We start from the raw sequence: 21,261 nt of genomic DNA, 5'->3' as shown, positions 1-21,261 counted from the left end.
CACATCGGTACATCACTTATCATGCCAGCAGCCACTCTCTCCCGCGACGAAGTCATCGAACGCATCCTGGCGGCATTCCGCCGCTACGGCTATGAAGGCAGCAGCCTGTCGCGCCTGTCGGAGGCGACCGGTTTGGGCCGTTCCAGCCTGTATCACTATTTCCCGAACGGCAAGGAAGACATGGGCAGTGCGGCGATGGCGGCGGTCGGCACCTGGTTTACCCAGAACGTGCTGTGTACCCTGGATGGACGGGATGCGCCTGCGCTGCGGCTGCAGCGCTTTGCCAGCAAGTTGACTGAATACTATGCAAACGGCTTTACGCCTTGCCTGATGGACGTGTTCACCATCGGCGAGGCCGGCTCGCTGTTCCAGCAGCACCTGGGTGGCCGCATGCGGGCGCTGATGAGCCTGCTGGCCGCGGTGGCGGAAGAAGCCGGGGTCGATAAGGTGGAGGCCGCGATCCGCGCCGAAAATGCCGTGGTGTCGATCCAGGGATCGTTGATCGTCTCACGTGCCATTGGCAACAATGGGCCGTTTCTACGCATGATAGAGAATCTTCCAGGCAATCTGGTCAGCGTTCAAACCAACTGAATTTCAGATTTTTACTTGACAGCGGATGCCTGGCTTTGTATTGTACCGATTGTTCGGTACAGAAAATGCTGAGCCCAAATCGATCGAAACAACGTATTACGTCAACTTATCCAGGAGATCCACCATGCCAGTCGCACCTCCGAATCAGCCTATCCGCCTGTACCGCGCAGCATTGTCCGGCCATTCCCATCGCGTCCAGCTGTTCCTGTCCTTGCTGGGGCTGCCGTTCGAGATGGTCGACATCGATTTGCGCGCAGGCGAGCACAAGAGGCCCGAATTCCTGGCCAAAAATCCGTTCGGCCAGGTGCCGGTGATCGAAGATGGCGATGTGACGCTCGCCGATTCCAATGCGATCCTGGTTTACCTGGCAAGCAGGTACGGCGAGCCGGGTTGGCTGCCGCGCGATCCGTTGGGCGCGGCAAACGTGCAGCGCTTCCTGTCGGTGGCGGCTGGCGAAATCTTCCGTGGACCAGCTACTGCGCGTATCGCCAACGTGTTCAACCTGCCACTGGATCGCGACGCGGCTTGCATCACCGCGAAAAATCTGTTCGCGATACTGGAGCCGCATCTGGCTACCCGGCCATTCCTGACCGGCGACAAGGTCACCATCGCCGACGTGGCAGCCTACAGCTACATCGCCCACGCGCCGGAAGGCGGCATCGCGCTGGACGGTTATGCCAACCTGCGCAACTGGCTGGCGCGGATTGAGGCGTTGCCCGGGTTTGTGCCGATGCAGGCGACCAAGGTTGGACTGGCCGCCTGAGCCGATCAGTTCGGCCAACCAAACTGTCGAGGAGGTAAAGCCCGTGACTCATACCGAAATGCCGGAAGCCGCAGCCGGCACCTTTCATCGTGGCGAACGCACAGCGCAGCAACATGCCGGCGTGTTGGAAAAGATGGCTGCGCGCGGCAGCGTGGCGATACGCACCTACATGCCGGATCAGCATCGCGAATTCTTTGCGCAATTGCCGTTCATCGTCGTCGGCAGCATCGACGGTGAGCGGCAGCCGTGGGCATCGGTGCTGGTCGGCGAGCCGGGATTTATCAATTCGCCCGATCCCGAGCATCTGCAGATTCGCGCCCATGCGTTGACCGCCGATCCGCTCAACCAGACGCTGGCGCCGCAAGCTACATTGGGTTTGTTGGGTATCGAGCCGCATACCCGGCGGCGCAATCGTATGAACGGCAAGGTGGAGACAATATCAGGCGATGTTTTCACGCTGAAGGTCGATCAGAGTTTCGGCAATTGCCCGAAATATATCCAGGCGCGCCGGCCGGAATTGATTGATGCCGCGGATCGCGTGCAGCCGAAGGCCCAGCGTAACGACCAACTCGACGCCGCCATGCAAGGCATGATCGGAAAAGCAGACACCTTCTTCATCGCCACCGCTTTCCTCGGCGCTGACGACGCCAGCGCCAGGCAGCACGGCGTCGATGTTTCACATCGTGGCGGCAAGCCGGGCTTCGTCCGCATCGACGACGCCAGGACGTTGACCGTTCCGGATTTTGTCGGGAATTTTTTCTTCAACACTATCGGCAACCTGATCGAACATCCGCGCGCCGGCCTGCTGTTCATTGATTACGCCAGCGGCGATTTGCTGTACCTGGCGGTTGATGCTGAACTGATCTGGGACGGTCCGGAAGTCGCGGCTTTCCAGGGCGCGCAACGCTTGCTGCGTTTCCGCGTCAGGCAAGCGGTTCGGGTGGAAGCATCGTTGCCGTTGCGTTGGGGTGAGGCAGAATTGTCGCCGGCATTGGCCGGCATGGGATCGTGGTAACGGCGCAGAATCATCGGATGCATCGCCCATGAAAAAAAGCCGGCTGCCTGTTTAGAGGCCGCCGGCTTGATTACTTTTACCCGTTCAATCTACATCTTCGCGTAGAGCAAGATCGATGCAGGATTATTCCTGTGGTACTGGTGTCAATGCTGCAGTCAAATCGCCCATCGGCTTGCCGCCGTTAGCCACCAGCGCCTTGTCGCGCGCCGTAATGCCAGGCAAGACCGGCAATGCATAGCGATGCGTGATGAAGCGCAGGATGGAGGCCGTGTCGTACTGCGAGTGATCGACAAAACCTTTCTTCGCGTACGGCGAAATCAGGATTGTCGGCAAGCGTGTACCCGGACCCCAACGGTCGCCTTTCGGCGGTGCAACGTGATCCCAGAAGCCGCCGTTTTCATCGTAAGTCACGACGATCAGCATGTTCTTCCACTGCGGGCTGGCCTGCAGCTTGGCGATCACATCGGCGATGTGGGCGTCGCCATCCGAGACGTTGGCATAACCGGCGTGCTGGTTCAGGTTACCTTGTGGCTTGTAGAAAGCCACCGGTGGCAACTTGCCTGCGGCTGCATCCTGCAGGAAGGAGGCGTCGAAATCCTTCAGATGGTTGCTGCGTTCGGTCGCGCCGGCGGCGGTGGCCGGATCGAAACGGCTGTAGTAGTTGAACGGCTGGTGATGCGGTTGGAACTGGATTTTGCCGCCGTAGATCACGCTACGGGTGGCGTTTGGTGCATCGGCCAATGCAGCGTTCCAGGCGCCGGCGTACCAGGCCCAGTCGATACCTTTACCCGTCAGCTGGTCGCCGATGGTGGTTTGGGTTTGCGTCGGTAAGGTGGTGGCCTTGCTTGGATCAGCATAGGAGGCTACTGCAGCAGCGTTGTTGCCGCTAGGCTGGTAGGGCGGCTGCATCGTGTTGACCGCATAGAACATGCCGGCTGCATCCTTCGGCGTGATCGTGCTGTCTTTCAGATAGACCGGCGCACCATTCAATACCGAACTTGGATTGCCGGTGCCAGGCGCCAGTCCGATCAGGTTGCCGTTGGCATCCAGGTTGACCGCCGAGATGCTGTTCTTCGCTGGCGAAGTTGCGGCGTCGGCATTCGGATAGGTTGGGGCGCAGGCGCAGATCAGGTACTGGTGAGTCAGGAAAGAACCACCGAAAGTGCCCATGAAGAAGTTGTCCGCCAGCGTGTATTGCTTGGCGATATTCCACAGCTTCATCTTGCTGCCGTCGTAGTAGCCCATGCTGAGGCCGCCGGCGTCGGAGTATGCGGTGAACTTGTCGTTCTTGCCGCCGTTGATCTGCATCTGGTTGTTATAGAAACGGTGCACCAGGTCGCGCGTGATGACGGACGACGACATGTAGATCGGGCTATTGGTATCGTCGATCTGGAATGGCTTGTTCGGCAGGTTGGCCGATTGCGCCTGGGTGATCACGGTGCTTTGGCCAGCCAGCGTCATGCCGCCCCAGGTCGGCGGCAGGACCGGCAAGGTGCTGCCGTCGAAATCCTTTTGCGGGACATAGGCGGAAGTCGAAGTCGGATTGACGCCAGGGATACCGTTGGCGCCCGGGAACAGGCCGTACAGGTTGTCGAAGCCGCGGTTCTCGGCAAAGATCACGACCACGTTCTGGATGTTGTTCATGGCCAGCGCGCTGCCCAATGCCTGGCCCAGGTCGACACTGCCGCCCTGCGCGATGGCAGCGGCAATTGCGGCGTTGATGGCAGCCGCTTCGGCTTTCAATTTGGCCTGGTCGGTGCCGCTCAGTTTGTTGATGTCGGCCAGCAGATTGGCTTCTGCAGTGCCGATCTTGGCTGCCAGCTTCTTGCTGGCATCGGCGAAATTACCGCCATTGGTATCCATCGCCGCTGCCAGTTCTGTCGAAATGGCGCTGACAAAACTGCTGCGACCGGCCGGTGCACGGAACACCAGTTTCTGCGTGACGCTGCTGCCCTTGTCGCCCAATACTTCATGGCGAGTGGTGTTGCTGTCGATGGTTGCCACTACCGCGCCTTGACCCCGCAGCGCGTAGGAACCATCGGCGCCGGTTTTGACCACTGGCGAAGCGGCGTCGCATGTTGCTTTCTTGACCGCATCCTCGAAGCAGACCTGCGCATTTTCATAGTAGCTGCCGGTCACCTGGCCGCTGGTGACAGGGCTGTTCTCGCTGATCGAGCCGCCACCACCACCGCCGCAAGCACTCAAGCCAGCGGATATTGCCACCGTTAACGGCAGCCATTTGAAATTCCCCTTCATAACCCCTCCCCGGGTGTAAAAGACGCAATCCTATGCTTCGAATATTTCAACTGTGTGAAATCGATGCTTGCGGGCAGCATTTATTTTTTGCAAAGAGGGTGTCATCTTTCTGTCACAGAGCGGTGCTAGTCTTGCGCGCATTTATCTCCCATCTCGCGTCCTGCACAACTCTATGAAACCAGCGGTCACTGCATTCCTGATCGGCGCCGTCGCGCTCGTCCTTAACGCTTGCGGCCAACAGCAGGCAGAGGCCAACCCAAGCGCAGCCAGCGCGCCGGCGACGCCAGCCTATGTTGGCGCCACCTACGCGCCGACATTGAAAAAGCAGCCGTCGGTGACCGCCATGACCGATCTCGGCCGCATCATGTTCTCCGATCCGTCGTTGTCGGCGTCGGGCAAGATGTCTTGCGCCACCTGCCACAGCCCGGAGCACGCGTTCGGTCCGCCGAACAACCTGGCGGTCCAGCTCGGCGGCAAGGACATGAAAACACTGGGCACCCGCGCGGTGCCGTCATTGCGCTATATACAGAATGTGCCAGCCTTCACCGAACATTTTTTCGACGACGACGGCGACGACAGCATCGATGCCGGTCCCACCGGCGGCCATAACTGGGACGGTCGCGCACCGTCAACCCATGACCAGGCGCAGATTCCATTGCTGTCGGCGCACGAGATGGGTAATGCCGGTCCGGCCGAAGTGGTCGAGAAGTTGAAGAAAGCCGCTTACGCCGCGCAGTTCCGTCAGACCTTCGGCGAAGATATTTTCGATAAGCCTGAGCAGGCATTCAAATGGGCGCTGATGGCGCTTGAGGTGTATCAGGAAAGTCCGACCGAGTTCTATCCGTACAACAGCAAATACGATGCCTTCCTGCGTGGGCAGACCCAACTGAGCAAACAGGAATTGAATGGTTTGCGGCTGTTCAACGATCCGACCAAGGGCAATTGCGCTTCCTGCCATATCAGTGGCATCGCATCGAGCGGCGCCTTTCCGCAATTCACCGACTACGGCTTGATCGCCATCGGCGTGCCGCGCAACAAGCACATCCCGGCCAACGCCGATCCCAGATATTTCGATATGGGCTTGTGCGGACCGGATCGCATCGACCTGAAAGATAAAACGGAATACTGCGGCATGTTCAAGACGCCATCCTTGCGCAATGTCGCCATGCGCCAGGTGTTTTTCCATAATGGCGCTTTCGACAGCCTGGAAAAAGTGATGCAGTTCTACGTGCAACGCGATACCCAGCCGCAGAAATGGTACCCGCGCAACAAGGATGGCAGCGTCGACAAATTCGACGACTTGCCGGTGGCATATCGCGACAACGTCAATGTCGAAGCGCCGTTCGACCGCAAGCCCGGCGACCGGCCGGCACTGAATGATGCCGAGATCAAGGATGTGATCGCGTTCCTGAAGACACTCAACGACGGCTACACCAAGCAATAAAAAAGGCCCATGGGATCCATGGGCCTTGGGTTCTGGCAGAAGAGCTTATTTTTTGGCTTTCTTGCCCGCCTTCGCTTTTCCGCCGCTTGTCTTGGCGGCTGTCACGGCCTTGCTGCTGCCGCTGCCTTTCTCAAACTGCGCATAAAATTCTTCCGCCAGCTTGCGGATCGCGCGGCCGATGTTGGCGTAGTCGTATTCGTTGAGATTGGCCAGCGACACCCGCGCCGATGCATGCGCAGTGCCGAAGCCGCGGCCCGGCAGCAAGATCACGCCGGTTTCTTCGGCCAGCCGGAACAGCGCCTCGTTCGGTTTCAGGCGTTTAACCATCCACTTGGCAAAAGCGGCGCTGTACATTTGCGTGGCCAGCGGTTCCAGGTCGAGCAGATGATAATAGTTGACCGAATCCGGATCGACCGGCGCCGGCAGGCCCAGCGCGCGATACAGGGCTTCCTTGCGGCGTAGCACGATGTGCTTCATCGATTTCTTGTAGCTCTCCGGCTCATCCATCAGCGAGAACAATGAGAACAGCACCATCTGCACCTGCACCGGTGTCGATAGCCCGGCGGTGTGGTTGAGCGCCACGGTACGGCTGTCGGCCACCAGGCGGTCGATGAATTTCAACTTGCGCGGCTCGGTGGTGATTGAGCTGTAGCGCAGGTCGAGTTCCTTGCGGCGTGCTTCCGGCAGGGTAGCTATCTTGGCGTCGAGGATGTTATCTTCATGCGTCGCAACCACGCCCATGCGCCAGCCGGTGGCGCCGAAATATTTCGAGAACGAATACACCAGGATCGTGTTGTAAGGACACATTGCGAACAGCGATACGAAGTTGTCGGCGAAGGTGCCGTAGACATCGTCGGTGAGGATGATCAGGTCCGGCCGCTTCTTGACGATCTCGGCGATGTAGGCCAGCGTCTCGTCGTTGATGCGCACCGATGGTGGATTGCTGGGGTTGACCAGGAAGAAAGCCTTGACCTTGGGATCGAGCAGCTTGTCGAGTTCTTGCTTGGTGAATTGCCAGTTGTTTTCCGGTGGGGCGTCGATCGTCAGTTCCACCAACTGGTAATCGTTGAGGTGCGGAATCTCGATGTAGGGCGTGAAGATCGGCATGCCGAGGGCAATCGTGTCGCCGGCCTTGATGAGGTGGTTTTCGCGCAGGCTGTTGAAAATATAAGTCATGGCGGCGGTGCCGCCTTCGACTGCATACATGTCGAACTTGCCGGCAAACGGGTGCTTGCCGATCATTTCGCGGTGGATGTAATGGCCGACGATTTTTTCGCTGTGACGCAGCATGCGATCCGGCACCGGGTAGTTGCAGCCGAGGATGGCTTCGCACATTTCATAGATGAAATCGCCAGCGGACAGGCCAAGCTGGTCGCGCACGTAGGACACGGCGGCTTCGATGAAGCGAATGCCAGGGACGCCGGGATGGGATTTGGCGAATATCTCGAAGCGGGCTTCGATGCCGTCGCGTTGCGGGAAGCCGCCTACATCTTCCATGTAGATGTAGGAGCGTTCGGCTTCGGTCATGGCGAACAGGCCGAACTGGAAGAAACCGTGGCGTGGGGTGGTGGCGAGGAAATTGGGGTTGCCGCGACCGGCATTGAGCATTGAGCGGTCGCTGTCGGCGGCGACCTGGATGAGTGCGTCTTTTAATTCGAACGGGCTTAACAGGGCGAGCTTGTCTGGGTTACTGAAATCCATTTCCGATACTCCTTATTCAAAATGTTGAGTCCGCAGCGGCGGGCTCGGGGTGAGGCGGCTAAGAATTCTTCAATGTCTTTTTGCTGGCGGATGGCTGGCGTTCGGTTTACATGTGGTCGAAATTTTTTCGAAGCTAGTTAAATGGGGTCAGAGTTTTTTTTCGCGGTCTTTTGCGAAAATTACTCTGACCCCTTTTAACGGGCCACGGAGTAAGTGTGGTGGTGTGCCTGGAGTGTACGGTCATCGCTGCGTAATTAGGTTACTACTCCGTGGATGCTTGCCGGGGGTAGCCCGGCAGCTACTCACTTTCTTTGCTTCGCCAAAGAAAGTAAGCAAAGAAAGGCGATCGCACAGCCGTTGCCCGCCGTTGGCGGGTCCCCAAATGAGGCGTGCGCCAGTCGGATGGGACACAAACTCGCTGCGCTCAAACATGTGTCCCATAATTCCCGACTGTCACCCGGCTCATTTGGCAACGTCAGCATGCGAAAAGTCAAAAGCAACGTCAACGTCAAAAACAGCTGCAACTGCAACTTCAAAACCATAACCACCGGTAGTTAAATGGGGTCAGAGTTTTTTTTCGCGGCCTCTTGCGAAAATTACTCTGACCCCTTTTAACGGACCACGGAGTTCATATTCACACCAACGCCACAATCAACGGCCCCAACAACGTCAGGAACACATTCGCCAGTGCGTACGTGATCGCAAACGGTACTGTAGGAATTGAATTTTCCGCCTTGTCCAGCACTTCGCCGAAAGCGGGGTTGGCGCTGCGGGAGCCGCTGAGGGCGCCCGCGAAGATGGCGGTGTTGTCGTAGCGTAGGATGTAGCGGCCGATCAGCATGGTCAGGATCATCGGCAAGATCGTCACTACCACGCCGACGCCGAAGATCGTGAAGCCTTGTTGCTTGACAGTTTGCACCGCTTGCAGGCCGGATGACAGGCCGACCACCACTACGAAACCGGCCAAGCCGAGGTCTTTCAGTATCTGCACCGCGCCGGCGGGCATTTCACCGAACGATTGATGTTTGGAGCGGAACCAGCCGAACAGCAGACCGGAGAGCAGGGCGCCGCCGCCGCTGCCCAGCGTCAGCGGAATCGAGCCGACCTTGGCCACCAACAATCCAACCAGCAGACCGACTACCAGGCCGGCGCCGAGATAGACGAAATCGGTCTTGGCGCTCGGCACGATCACATAGCCGACGATACCTGCAACCCGCTTGACGTCTTGTTCTGCGCCGTAGATGGACACCACGTCGCCCACCTGCACGATGGTTTCTGGCTGCATCGGCAGGACGCGTCCCATGCGGCTGATCTGCACCACGAAAATGCCGTGGCGTACGCCGCCGGCAGTCTGGGTGCGGATTTCTTCAACGCTTTTGTTGTGGAATTCCTTGTTGGTCAGCACCACTTCGCGGTGCTGCATGGTCAGCTCCATGCCTTCCACGCCATATACTTCCTTGCCGAGGAATCCGGAAGTGCTGACTACCGCTTCGCGCCGGCCGACTACCAGTACGATGTCATGCGGTTGCAGTTCCAATTGCGGATTGACTTCGATCACCTGGTTGCCGCGTTTGACGCGCTCGATGGTGACCGCAGTAGCCGGATCGAGATTCTCGACTTCCTCGACCGTGATCTTGCTTTGAGTGATTTCATACAGCCGGCCGACCAGTTCCGGCAGCGCCGCATGCTGGCCCGGCCCCAGCACCTTGACCCCGGCCTGCATTGCAGTCTCGGCCTTGATCGCATCTTCGCGGATACTACGTCCCATCAGTTTCGGCAGGATGTTGACGCAGACGATGATCGCACCGAATGAACCGAATACATAGGTCACCGCATAACCGACGGCGACATTGCCTTGCAGGCGCGCCACCTCGGCCGCATCCAGTCCCAGCTTGGTGATGGCATCGCCGGCGGTGCCGATGATCGCCGATTGCGTTAGGCCGCCGGCAGCGACGCCAGCCGCCAGGCCTTTGTCGAGCCCAAACAGCTTGGCCATGATCACCACCGTCGCCAAACCGGTTAGCGCCAGGATCGCCGCCAGGATGATTTCCCGGATCGATTGCTTGCCAAGGGAGTTGAAGAATTGCGGCCCGCTCTCGTAACCGACCGCATAAATGAACAGTGCGAACAATACCGCCTTGACGCCGGGATCGATGTGCACGCCGACCTGGCTCACCAGTACCGCCACCAACAACGAACCGGCGACGCCGCCCAGTTGGAATTTACCGAATTTGATCTTGCCGACTGCGTAGCCGACCGCCAGCGATAAAAACAATGCTATTTCAGGGGATTTCTTGAATAACTCGTGCAGCCATTCCATAACGAACATCCTTTCATGACGAGAGTTCCGGATTGTTCAACGAACCAGCGAGTCGCGACCTGACCGGCCGATGCACGCGGATTTGCAAATAGTGGATGCCCGCATGGCAGGTTCATGGTGCAAAAGGGTATCTAGGCAAGTTGCTAAATAGAATCTTCATGATAGCAGAATCACCATTCTCAAAATCAACAAATTAATTTTTTGTAATTGGCTTCGCTGGTATTCGCTACGACAGCGCGATATCACGATGGGTGTTACAAGTCGCTGGGTTGATGTGGGGAGATTATTTGGCCGCCGGCTTTTTTGCCAGCCGTCGCTGCAGCGTACGCCTATGCATATTCAGTGCGCGCGCGGTCGACGATACATTGCCCTGATGCTGCGCCAGCACTTGCTGGATATGTTCCCATTGCAGTCGATCCACCGATAACGGTACGCCTGTCTCGGAAAATTGCGTCGGCGCTCCGGCGTTGTCGTCGGCCTCCAGTGCGGCCAGGATGGAATCGACATTGGCCGGTTTGGCCAGGTAATTGTCGGCGCCCAGCTTGATTGCCTGCACCGTGGTGACGATGCTGGCATACGCGGTCAGCACCAGCAGCCGCGCTTGCGGCTGGACCTGGCGCAGCGGTGCAATCCATTGCAGGCCGGAGTCGCCGGCCAGTTGCAGGTCGATGATGACGAATGCAAACTTGGCCTGAGTCGCGGCGTCTAGTGCCGTCTGGCCGTCATGCGCGAGAGTGACGCGAAACTCGCGCCGCGTCAGCGAACGCGCCAGTGTCTCGGCGAACACCTGGTTGTCGTCGAGGATCAGGAAAGCTGGATTGGTAGCTTGCGTCATATCAGTGCAATCCGCAATTCAGCGACGGTGCCGGCTCCCGGCGTCGAGGCCAGTTTGATTTCGGCGTTGATCTGGCGCGCACTTTCGAATGCCAGCAGCAAGCCGATGCCTTTGCCGTCAACGCTGCCTGCTACCGGCTCGTAACCGAGCCGCGGCAACAGGTCCGGGGCTATGCCGGTGCCCCCATCCTCGACCCGAATCAGCGCCGTGGCGCCGACAATATGCAGAGTCACGTGCACCCGGGCATTGTTGGCGGCGACTGCCCGCGCGGCGTTGTCCAGCAAGGTCAGCAGTAGCTGACCGAGGATGCGCGGGTTGGCGCTGCGGCCATCGTTTTCGGGCAGCGAGAGGAACAGATTGACCGCCGGATAGCGCAAGCGCCAGTCATCAATCGATGTCTTCAGCCAGTCTTTCAGATCGACCAGGCCGGAGCTGCCGTCGGCAGCCGGATCGGCATCGACACGCATGCGCTCGAGCGCGGCTTTGCATACTGCGATCTGCTGTTCGATCAGGGCCAGGTCCGCACCATATGGGGCCAGCGCCGGATTGCGCCGGGTTTCATGATGCAGTTCGCCGGCAATCACGGCGATGGTCGATAGCGGCGTTCCCATTTCATGGGCTGCACCGGCAGCTTGTGCGCCCAGCGCGACGATGCGTTCGCTTAGCAACTGGCGCTCGCGCGCGCTTGCCAGCTGGGCGTCGCGCTGTCGCAGGTTGCTGGAAATGCGGGTGACGAACCAGGTGATCAACCCTGCCGACACTGCAAAATTGACCCACATGCCGGCCAGGTGATAGCTCGCGCTGCGGTTGTGGTCGTGAATGTACAGGGGCTGGTAAACATAGGTCAGCAGCGAGTAGCTGGCAAACGAATACAGCGCCAGCACAAACGCCAGGCGTCTGGGCAGGATGGCGGCAGCCACCGCCAGTGCCGGCAGGTAAAACGAGACGAACGGATTGGTGGCGCCGCCGGAGAAATACAGCAGCAGCGACAGGCAGCTGACATCGACCAGCAACTGGCAGAACAACTCGATATCGCCAGCCGGCTGCGGGAAACGCATGCGCCACCAGCTCAGCAGATTGAAGATGCCGAGAAAAGCGATTACCCCGAACAGCGACAGCATGGCGCCGTGCGACAAGCCGACATCCATCGAAAAATGTACAGCAGCGATCACCAGCAACTGGGCGACGATCGCAACCAGGCGCATCCAGACCAGACGGCTAAGTATCTGGTGCTGGGGCAGCGGGCTGGGCAAGGGAGTGAAAATCGGCGAAATGTGCATCGCCGGATTATATCCTTGCCAACAACGCTCCCCGGTCTTGCCTGGTAGATTAGGCGGTCAGCACATCCTCGGCGGCGGTCTGCTGCCAGGCATCCAGTTCCTGCACGCGGCCGAACCAGGCCTGCAAGTGTTGGTAACGATCCAGCGATACGCCGCCTGGTTCTGCCGCCATCAAGGGTGCGGCGATGGCCAGGTCGGCCAGGGTCAGAGCGTTTCCGGAAACCCATTGGCGCCGCGCCATATGGCCATTTAATACGCCGGCATAGGATTCCAGGTCGACCATGCCGCGCTTCAGTTCAACCGGGTCAGGGCTGCCGGCGCCGATCAGGCCCTTGATGAAGTTTTCCCAATAGAAGATGCCGAGCGCCGGCGCCAGGTGCTGGGCCGACCAGAACATCCAGCGGTTGATGTCGGCGCGCGCCCGCAGTTCCGTCGGGTAGACAGTCTGGCCCGGGGTCTTGTCGGCCAGGTATTGCATGATTGCGCAGGACTCCCAGAGCGTGAAATCGCCATCCACCAGCACCGGGATTTTTTCGTTTGGATTGATGGTCAGCAGATGCTTGCGTTGCTCCGCGCTGGAGAGGTCGACCAGCACCAGGTCAACCGGCTGCTTGAGATGATGGGCGGTCATGACGGCGCGGCGGGCGTTGGATGAAATTGGGTGGTGATAGAGGCGCATGATGATTTTCTCCGGTTGTTGTGATGCGGTGAAATCATCTTAGTCCGGGCTGCTGACAGCCTATGTCAGTAGTCTTTTGATCAGTGCTTTTTTGCTAACAGGGGCTAGCTTTCCAACAACTGGTTCTCCTGGCGCCAGGTTTGCAGCAGCACGCTGCGCTGTTGCGGATAGCGCTCTTTGGTCACGGTCAGTACGCCGATCCGGTCGCAGCGGAAATGACGGAAACTGGCGCGTAGCTCGCACCAGGCGACGACCAGGCGCCGGCCTTCGAAGAACGCCAATGCGATCGGCCAGACCAGGCGCTCGCTGGCTTTGCCGTTTTCATCGCGATAGCTGATGCTGATTTTGTACTGACGCCGGATTGCCTCGCGAATCGGCCCGAGCGTAGTGCTGTTGGGTGGGTCCGCCTGGTAGCTGGCTGCCCACAGGCCCATGTTGGCGATGTTGTCGCGCAGATCGGCCGGTGAGGCGGTGGCGATCTTGCTGAGCGCATTGGCGGCGGCCTGGCCCAAGCCGGCGTCGCCTTGCCGTTGCACCCAACGCGCGCCCAGCACCAGCGCTTCCAGCTCATCCTCGTTGAACATCAGCGGCGGCAGGAAAAAGCCGGAGCGCAGCACATAGCCGAGGCCGGCTTCGCCTTCGACCGGCGCGCCCAGCTCGATCAGGGTTTGCATGTCGCGGTAGATGGTGCGCACCGAGACCGCCAGGTCCTCGGCCAGCCGCGCCGCCGTGACCGGGCGCCGGTGGGCGCGCAGGGCGTCCATCAGCATGAACAATCGTCCGGTCCGGCTTGCCGCTTGTGCCAACGCCCGTCTCCTCGGCTAACTTGCGATGCTGCTACTTGGTAACCGTCAGCAAGGTCTGCTGGCCGTTGCGGAAGGTGTAGATCGACAAGGTGCCGTTGCGGATATCGCCGTTCTTGTCGAAGGCGATCTTGCCGGTAACGCCTGTGTGCTGGATCTTGGCCAGCACCGGCAGGTATTTCTTTGGATCGACCGAATTGGCCTTCTGCATGGCGTCGGCGATGGTCATCACCGAATCGTAGGTGTACGGCGCGTACTGGACGATATCGGCCTGATATTTTTTCTTGTAGGCGGCCTTGAAGGCATCCAGCGGTGCATTGTCCTCAACGCCGCCGGCGATTGCGCAATACACATTGTCGTCGACCAGGCCTTCGCCGGCCAGGCGCGGCAGGGCCGAGGTGCAGATTGCATCGCCGCCCATGAACTTGGCGTTGATGCCAAGCTGGCGGATCTGGCGCAGCATGGCGCCGGCGCTGGCGTCGATGCCGCCGAAGAAAATCAGGTCCGGCTTCTTGGCCTTGACGGCGGTCAGGATGGCGCTGAAATCAATAGCGCGGTCGCTGGTGTACTGGGTGGCGACGATCTCGACGCCATTGGCCTTGGCGTCCTTGGCGAACTCGGTCGCCAGGCCCTGGCCGTAGGCGGTACGGTCATCGATCACGGCGATGCGCTTGGCATGCAAGGTCTTGGCGGCGTAGCGGCCCATCACGGCGCCCAACTGGCTGTCGTTGGCGACCACGCGGAAAGTCGTGTTGAAGCCCTGTTGGGTGTATTTGGCGCTGGTGGCCGATGGCGAAATCTGTGGGATGCCGGCATCGAAATAGATCTTCGAGGCTGGAATCGAGGTGCCCGATTGCAGGTGGCCGATCACTGCCGCTACCTTGGCGTCGACCAGTTTCTGCGCCACCGAGGTGGCCTGTTTCGGATCGCTGGCGTCATCTTCAGCCTGCAACACGAACTTGATCTTCTTGCCGTCGATGACGATGCCCTTGGCGTTCAGGTCGTCGATTGCCATGCGCGCGCCGTTTTCATTGTCCTTGCCGACATGCGCGACCGGGCCGGTAATCGGGCCGACATGGGCAATCTTGACCACTTGCTCCTGGGTTTGCGCCTGGGCGGTGGCGGCCAACGCAGCTGTTATGGCTAGGGTGATTGCGCTCATCTTGGCATTGATCTGCATCTGTTTTCTCCGAAGGTCGATTTGAAGTTCCGTAATTATCCCAGTCTCCTGGCAACTGTGCTCTATTGGTTTTGCTGGTTTTTTGTTGTGCTTGCGATGCCGTTCCAGGATGTGCCGCCGCATTTGCCGGTCTGGGTCAGCAGCCAGCCTTGCAACTGCTTGCCGATCACCAGCGGATCGCTGCTGAAGCATTCGCCCTTGGGCGGCGACTTGCTTTGCCAGATCGACACAAACAACGGCCCCTTGGGCTCGACAATCGGCTCGCTGCTGCGCACCCTCCCGGAGCCCAGGTCGACGTTGCAGTCGTAGCGGCGGCCGGACGTGTCCGCAGTGACGATGCCGACCATGCCGTGGTTCATCGGATAGACATTTTCGACAAAAATCGTGTCGCCCTTCGGGTGTCTCTGCAAGCAGGCATTGGCGGCCTGCATGACGTCCTTGTCGCGCAGCATGCCGGCAACCGTCATCGAGATATCGTCGTCTGCCGGGGCGCTGCTTGAGGCCAGCGCGGCGACAAGTAAAAAGGGGATGGGAAAGATTTTCATGACAATCCTCGAATTTACGAACGCAACACACTAAACGGACTGGCGCAATGGATGGCTGACTCTAAAAAAGCCGGCAAACCACAGCTTGCTGACATCAGGCCGTCATATTTCTTTGCAACAATAAAAAATTAGTTTAGATTCATGCTGCTTGCATCGGCGTCTCGCTGCACGCATGGAGACAGACCTTTATTATTAAAATCCAACAACAGGATAATTCCATGAAAGTTCGTTCATTGGCGCTGGCTTGCGCAACGCTAGTCTATCTGAGTGGTTGCGGCGGCGGTGGAGGCAATTCGCTTGGCGCCGGCAGCGCCACGGTTAGCGGTGTCGCAGCGAGCGGCAAAGCGCTGGTTGGCGTGACCGTCACGATTACCGACAGCAGCGGCCAGAACGTGCAGACCGCGGTGACCGACGCCAACGGCAAGTTCACTATTCCACTCAAAGGCACGGCGCCGTTCATCCTGACTGCGCCATTCAACGATGTCGACGGCAGCGCCGCAACCTTGTCGGCCGTGATCAATCCTAGCTCGGCACAATCGTCGGCAGGCAGTACCGTGCAAGCCAACCTGAATCCACTGACGTCGCTGGTTACCCAGCGCGTGCTGGGCATCGTCCCGAGCGGTAGCCCGACTGCCGCGCAAATCAGCGCCGCCAAAATCAGCTCAGCCAGCATTGCGCAAGCGGTGACCGATGTCAACACGCCATTGCAACCGCTGTTCACCGCGCTCGGCGTACCCGCTACGGAAACCAGCGATCCGATCGGTAGCACCGCCTACCAGGCCAATTCCAGCGATCCGCTCGACAACCTGTTCGACATTACCCGTTTCAATGTCCATAACGGCCAGGTTGCCGTCGGTACCGATGCCAACCGCGCCGTGCTGACCATCCCACTGAGTGGCAGCGTATCCGGCAGCTTGCCGAGCGCCGCGATCCAGTCGGTAGTGGCGTTGAACAACGGCCCGACCACTACGCCGATCCAGAACGTGATCGTGGTCGTCGGCGAAAACCAGACATTCGACGCCGTATTCGGCGCCTACCAGCCGCCGCAAGGGCAGGCCGTGAAAAACCTGCTGTCGCAAGGCATCATCAATGCCGATGGCACGCCGGGACCGAATTTCAGCCTGGCGCTGCAAAACCAAGGCGCAACGCAGACCGCGTATACGATCACGCCGACCCGTTCGACCGCCTACGCCACGCTGCCGCAACCGACCGCCATCGGCGAACTGATTCCGCCGACCTTCCAGGACCCGGGCGGCGTAGCGGATAGCCGCTTTCCGGCGAATCTGCCGAACGGCCCGTTCCAGATCACCAAGTACGTCCCTTACGGCACCGCCACCACCGCGCAGACCGGCGATCCGGTGCACCGCTTCTTCCAGATGTGGCAGCAGACCGGCGGCGACAACAGCAAGCTCGACATGTTTACCTGGGTCGCCGATACGGTCGGCCAGGGCGGCGACACCAAGGGCATCACGCCGAGCAATCCAGGCCAGGGCGGCGAGCTGATGGGCTTCGTCAATATGGCTAGCGGCGACGCGCCGTTCTTCAAATCGCTGGCGCAGCAATATGCGCTGAGCGACAACTATCACCAAGGCATCATGGGCGGCACCGGCGCCAACTTCTTCAATATCGCCACCGGCGACCTGCCTTACTTCAACAGCAGCGGTGCAGTTGCGGTGCCGCCGGCCAACCAGATCGAGAATCCGAATCCGATGGCGCAGACTGCGAATTTCTACTCGCAGGACGGCTACCAGGGCGGCTCCTACGTCAATTGTTCGGATGCGACCCAACCTGGCGTCGGCGCGATCCTGAATTTCCTCGGCAGTAAAAAGGTCAAGAGCAACTGCGACGCCGGCAAGTATTACCTGGTCAATAACTACAACCCGGGTTACGACATGAACGGCAACGTCCAGCCGATCGGTCCCAACAATTACAACTACCCGCCGCAAACCGTACCGACCATTGCTGAAGGCCTGGCCAAGAAGAGCGTTGCCTGGAAGTGGTACACCGGCGGCCGTGAAACCGCCGACGTGACTGCCGACGCCGCCGCTTTCGGCTTCCCGGTAGCCGTCGCCCAGATCGCCCAGTACAACGCCATCGGCGATCCGCTGGTGGCATCCAGCAATGTCATGACCACTGCGCTGAAATCGAACCTGGCCGGCCTCACCACGTTCTACAGTGATATCGCCAAGGGCACCTTGCCGGCAGTCTCGTTCGTGGTGCCGAAGAACCTCGACAGCGGCCACCCGGGCTACTCGGCGCCGGCCCGCTACGAAGCCTTCCTGCAAGACCTGATCGCCAAGGTCAAGGCCAATCCGACGCTGTGGGCGCACACCGCGATCCTGGTCACCACCGACGAAGGCGGCGGCCATTTCGACACCGGCTACATCCAGAACCTGGACTTCTTCGGCAACGGCCCACGGATTCCATTCCTGGTGGTGTCGCCGTATGCGCGCACCGGTTTCATCGACCACACCTACTACGATCACTCGTCGATGCTGAAATTCATCGAACGCAACTGGCGCCTGCCACCGCTGTCGCCACGCAGCCGCGACAACCTGCCGAACCCGGTCAGCGTCGCCGCCGACCAGTACCGCCCGGTGAACACCACCTCGATTGGCGACCTGATGGCGATGTTCAACTTCTAACCGCCCACCTTTAATTGGGGTCAGAGTCGAATATGTCGCTACGGCTATATTCGACTCTGACCCCAATTAAAATGTTAAGGGATGTTATCGAGATTGCTGTTGTTCAGGCTGTGCGAGTGGCTGCAGCAATATGGATTTGAAATGGATTTGATTTGTTGAGCTTGAATCAAGGTTGGTTGCTGGATTACCGCTGGGGCGCCGGATTGGCGGCTCTGGTCAGCGTTGTGCTGCTGGCCGGCTGTCACGACCGGGATACGCCTGCGCGCGGTGCCGCCAAGGTTGATCCGGGCAGTGTCGCGGCGGCGCCTGCTGCTGTGGCTCCTTCCCCTGCCCCTGCTGACAAGAAGCCTTCGCTGAAAATGTGGGTGCGTTATCCGGAACCGCCGGCGACATTGAGCGCCGCCGCTACGCTAGGCAAGCAATTGTTTTTTGATGCTTCCCTGTCGGCTTCCGGCAAGATGTCTTGCGCGACCTGCCATAGCCCCGATCATGCGTATGGGCCGCCGAACGGCCTGGCGGTGCAGCTGGGCGGCGCCGATATGCAGCGGCAAGGGACGCGCGCAGTGCCGTCGCTGCGCTATCTCGGCTTCACGCCCAAATTCACGCGCCACTACTATGTGCCGGGGCCGGACGACACCGAGGACGAAGGTCCGACCGGCGGCTTCACCCATGACGGCGCGGTTGATTCGTTGCACGAGCAGGCGCTGATTCCGTTGCTCAATCCGAACGAAATGGCGAATGCCAATCCGGCCGAGATAGCTGCCAAGCTGCAGAAGGCCAGTTATGTCGAACAGTTCCGGCAAGTGTATGGCGCCGGCATTTTCGATCATCCCGAGGCAGCTGTGGAAAAAGCCACGCTGGCGCTGGAAGCGTTCCAGACTGAAGACCCGAGCTTCCACCCGTACACCAGCAAATTCGATGCGGCGATGGCCGGCAATGCCGATTTCACTCCGGCTGAATTGCGCGGCTACGGTCTGTTCAACAATCCGAACAAGGGCAATTGCGCCAAGTGCCACGTCGATACGCCGGGGCCGGGTGGCCGGCCGGCGCAGTTCACCGATTTCGGTTTCCAGGCGCTGGGTGTGCCGCGCAATCCGGAGATCGCCGTGAATCGCAATCCGAAGTATTTCGATCTCGGCATTTGCGGCCCGGATCGCAAGGACATGGCGAAGGAAAGCGAATTCTGCGGCATGTTCAAATCGCCGACCTTGCGTAACGTCGCCACGCGCGGCGCGTTCTTTCACAACGGCCGTTTCCATACGCTGGAAGACATGCTGCATTTCTATGTCGAGCGCGATACCGATCCGGCCAAGTGGTACCCGAAGGTCAAAGGTAAAGTGGCCAAGTTCGACGATCTGCCGCCACGCTATCGCGCCAACATCGATACGCTGGATGCGCCGCTCAACCGCAAGGCAGGCGATAAGCCAGCCTTGAACGATGAAGAAATCGGCGACCTGATCGCCTTCCTGAAAACCCTCAACGACGGCTATTCGGCCAAGTCCGGCGCTGCTCGCTAGCGCGGCGGCGCCAGTGCATAGGGCGCTTTGATCTCGCCCGGCCTGCGCAAGTTAACGATCACTCGCTCCACATCCGGCTCGGCGCGGACAAAGGCTTCAAGCGCGGCGGCATCGATGGCGGGATCGGCGCTGCATCCCTCAACCCAAACGAAGCGCCGCTGAAACGTTAGCCACAAGCTGCTGGCGCGGGCGAACTCCGGCACCGCGGCAAAATGCGCCGCTACCGATGTCGCAATCGGCGCATCGTACAGATAGGAATTGGGTTTGCTGCATTGGCCGGCCAGCCAGCAACTGGTGCCGCGCTCGGTGCGCCAGTGCGATTCCCTGCGCGCTTCGTCCGCGCTGACCAGCGGCCCCAACGGTTGCGGACAATCCGGTACGCTGTTGCGTACCTGGATGAACGGGTCGTTGAACCAGTTTTTCAGGGTTTCATCCTGTGCTTCGGCCGTGGTCGCTGAAGCCGCCAGTAAAACGGCCAACAGATGATGCAAACGAAACGGTTGCGACATGCCGGACCTCGCGCAATCAACAAGTTCAAGCCGCGCCGTGCAGCGTCGCGGAGAGCGGGGCGCCCTCCGCCATGGCCAGGTTACCCCGCGAACTTATCAGTTGCGCGGATCAACTGGTTCAAGATGCCCGGCTCACTATACGCATGGCCGGCATCTTCGATGATGTGCAGCTCCGCCTCGGGCCAGGCTTTGTGCAGTTCCCATGCGGTTTTCGGTGTGCAGCAGACGTCGTAGCGCCCCTGGACGATGACGCCGGGAATGCCGCGCAGCCGGCTGACATCGCGCAGCAATTGCTGGTCTTCAAAAAAACACTTGTTGATGAAGTAGTGATTTTCGATGCGCGCAAAAGCGATCGCGAATTGCGGATCTTCATGGGACTCGGCCAGCGATGGATCCGGCAGCAGCTTGACCGTGCTGCCTTCCCATACGCTCCACGCCTTCGCCGCAGCCAATTTCGCCGCTTCGTCGCTGCCGGTCAGGCGGCGGTTGAAGGCCTTCACCATTTCATGCCGCTCTTCCGGCGGAATCGGTGCGATGAAATCTTCCCATTTGTCAGGAAACTGGCGCGATGCGCCGTCCTGGTAGTACCACTGAATCTCTTCCTGGCGTCCGGTAAAAATTCCGCGCAATATCAGTTCGCTGACATGCTCCGGATGTTTTTCCGCATAGGCGAGGGCCAAGGTGCTGCCCCATGAGCCGCCGAACACCTGCCATTTGTCGACACCGGCCATCTCGCGCAAGCGTTCGATATCGGCCACCAGATGCCAGGTGGTGTTCGCCTCCAGGTTGGCGTGCGGCGTCGAGCGCCCGCAACCGCGCTGGTCGAACAGCATCACGCAATATTTTTCCGGATTGAACAGGCGCCGATGATCGGCATTGCAACCGCCGCCAGGACCGCCGTGCAGGAACACCGCCGGCTTGCCGTTTGGATTGCCGCACATCTCCCAATAAACCTGATGGCCATCACCGACATCCAGCTTGCCCGATTTGAACGGTTCCAGCGGTGGATACAGGCCCAGCAGTTGCGAGGCGGGAGAAGTTTGCTGCACAGCGGGTTGGCTGGAGGTGCTCATGAAATCGTTTCCTTGTGGGAGTCGAGAAACAAAGATCATAAGCAAGTCTGGCGATGGCGTCCAGCGGCTGTCTTGTATCGCTTATGTTGTTTTTGCTTTAAGTGC

The 21,261-nt window shown here is 59.6% G+C and carries 17 protein-coding genes; 6 read left to right on the top strand and 11 right to left on the bottom strand.

Annotated elements, in window-relative coordinates:
• Positions 1–21 precede the first annotated feature (21 nt).
• The 3 genes from ACIPF8_RS05585 (at position 22) to ACIPF8_RS05575 (ending at position 2,369) form a co-directional block, all read left to right on the top strand.
• Positions 22–591: a TetR/AcrR family transcriptional regulator gene (locus ACIPF8_RS05585; protein ID WP_400418025.1), complete on the top strand. Its 570-nt coding sequence runs from the start codon at positions 22–24 to the stop codon at positions 589–591.
• A gap of 124 nt (positions 592–715) precedes the next feature.
• Entirely contained in the window at positions 716–1,354 is a 639-nt protein-coding gene (locus ACIPF8_RS05580; protein ID WP_400418023.1) for a glutathione S-transferase family protein, read from the top strand.
• A gap of 58 nt (positions 1,355–1,412) precedes the next feature.
• Positions 1,413–2,369, top strand: a complete 957-nt coding sequence (locus ACIPF8_RS05575; protein WP_400418216.1) for a pyridoxamine 5'-phosphate oxidase family protein — start codon at positions 1,413–1,415, stop codon at positions 2,367–2,369.
• 123 nt (positions 2,370–2,492) lie between these two features.
• On the opposite strand, the gene acpA is transcribed toward ACIPF8_RS05575, so the two are convergent.
• The gene (gene acpA, locus ACIPF8_RS05570) at positions 2,493–4,625 is read right to left on the bottom strand and encodes an acid phosphatase (protein ID WP_400418021.1); all 2,133 of its coding nucleotides are present in this window, start codon (positions 4,623–4,625) and stop codon (positions 2,493–2,495) included.
• Positions 4,626–4,797: 172 nt separating this feature from the next.
• Between acpA and ACIPF8_RS05565 the strand changes: the two genes are divergently transcribed.
• Positions 4,798–6,069 carry a cytochrome-c peroxidase gene (locus tag ACIPF8_RS05565; RefSeq protein WP_400418018.1) on the top strand — a complete coding sequence of 424 codons (1,272 nt, stop codon included), beginning with the start codon at positions 4,798–4,800 and terminating at the stop codon, positions 6,067–6,069.
• A gap of 45 nt (positions 6,070–6,114) precedes the next feature.
• Here ACIPF8_RS05565 and ACIPF8_RS05560 read toward each other — a convergent pair whose 3' ends face one another.
• The 8 genes from ACIPF8_RS05560 to ACIPF8_RS05525 form a co-directional block, all read right to left on the bottom strand.
• Complete coding sequence (locus ACIPF8_RS05560; RefSeq protein WP_400418015.1) at positions 6,115–7,770, bottom strand: bifunctional aspartate transaminase/aspartate 4-decarboxylase; 1,656 nt, start codon at positions 7,768–7,770, stop codon at positions 6,115–6,117.
• Positions 7,771–8,404: 634 nt separating this feature from the next.
• Positions 8,405–10,090 (bottom strand): aspartate-alanine antiporter, encoded by a 1,686-nt coding sequence (aspT, locus tag ACIPF8_RS05555; RefSeq protein WP_400418013.1) that lies wholly within the window; start codon positions 10,088–10,090, stop codon positions 8,405–8,407.
• A gap of 283 nt (positions 10,091–10,373) precedes the next feature.
• Positions 10,374–10,925: a response regulator transcription factor gene (locus ACIPF8_RS05550; RefSeq protein WP_400418010.1), complete on the bottom strand. Its 552-nt coding sequence runs from the start codon at positions 10,923–10,925 to the stop codon at positions 10,374–10,376.
• Entirely contained in the window at positions 10,922–12,205 is a 1,284-nt protein-coding gene (locus tag ACIPF8_RS05545) for an ATP-binding protein (protein WP_400418008.1), read from the bottom strand. Before ACIPF8_RS05545 ends, ACIPF8_RS05550 begins: the two co-directional genes overlap by 4 nt.
• 49 nt (positions 12,206–12,254) lie before the next feature.
• Complete coding sequence (locus tag ACIPF8_RS05540; protein WP_400418006.1) at positions 12,255–12,884, bottom strand: glutathione S-transferase family protein; 630 nt, start codon at positions 12,882–12,884, stop codon at positions 12,255–12,257.
• 104 nt (positions 12,885–12,988) lie between these two features.
• Positions 12,989–13,654 (bottom strand): helix-turn-helix transcriptional regulator, encoded by a 666-nt coding sequence (locus tag ACIPF8_RS05535; protein ID WP_400418003.1) that lies wholly within the window; start codon positions 13,652–13,654, stop codon positions 12,989–12,991.
• Positions 13,655–13,721: 67 nt separating this feature from the next.
• Complete coding sequence (locus tag ACIPF8_RS05530) at positions 13,722–14,867, bottom strand: branched-chain amino acid ABC transporter substrate-binding protein (RefSeq protein WP_400418000.1); 1,146 nt, start codon at positions 14,865–14,867, stop codon at positions 13,722–13,724.
• A gap of 62 nt (positions 14,868–14,929) precedes the next feature.
• A complete protein-coding gene (locus ACIPF8_RS05525; protein ID WP_400417998.1) occupies positions 14,930–15,412 on the bottom strand; it encodes a hypothetical protein in 483 nt (160 codons plus the stop codon).
• Between the two features lie 218 nt (positions 15,413–15,630).
• On the opposite strand from ACIPF8_RS05525, the gene ACIPF8_RS05520 reads away from it, so the two are divergent.
• Together ACIPF8_RS05520 and ACIPF8_RS05515 are read left to right on the top strand one after the other, a co-directional pair.
• The gene (locus tag ACIPF8_RS05520) at positions 15,631–18,057 is read left to right on the top strand and encodes an alkaline phosphatase family protein (protein WP_400417996.1); all 2,427 of its coding nucleotides are present in this window, start codon (positions 15,631–15,633) and stop codon (positions 18,055–18,057) included.
• Positions 18,058–18,212: 155 nt separating this feature from the next.
• Positions 18,213–19,574, top strand: coding sequence for a cytochrome-c peroxidase (locus ACIPF8_RS05515; RefSeq protein WP_400417995.1), 1,362 nt, complete (start codon positions 18,213–18,215; stop codon positions 19,572–19,574).
• Here the strand turns inward: ACIPF8_RS05515 and ACIPF8_RS05510 are convergent.
• Positions 19,571–20,083, bottom strand: coding sequence for a BON domain-containing protein (locus ACIPF8_RS05510; protein WP_400417993.1), 513 nt, complete (start codon positions 20,081–20,083; stop codon positions 19,571–19,573). The genes ACIPF8_RS05515 and ACIPF8_RS05510 overlap by 4 nt on opposite strands.
• Before the next feature lie 80 nt (positions 20,084–20,163).
• Positions 20,164–21,156 carry a prolyl aminopeptidase gene (pip, locus tag ACIPF8_RS05505; RefSeq protein ID WP_400417990.1) on the bottom strand — a complete coding sequence of 331 codons (993 nt, stop codon included), beginning with the start codon at positions 21,154–21,156 and terminating at the stop codon, positions 20,164–20,166.
• Positions 21,157–21,261 lie beyond the last annotated feature (105 nt).

This window comes from Collimonas sp. NPDC087041, from assembly GCF_044745265.1.
GTDB lineage: Bacteria > Pseudomonadota > Gammaproteobacteria > Burkholderiales > Burkholderiaceae_D > Collimonas.
The sequence above is the reverse complement of the archived record's forward strand: the minus strand, read 5'-3'. Positions and strand labels throughout refer to the sequence as shown.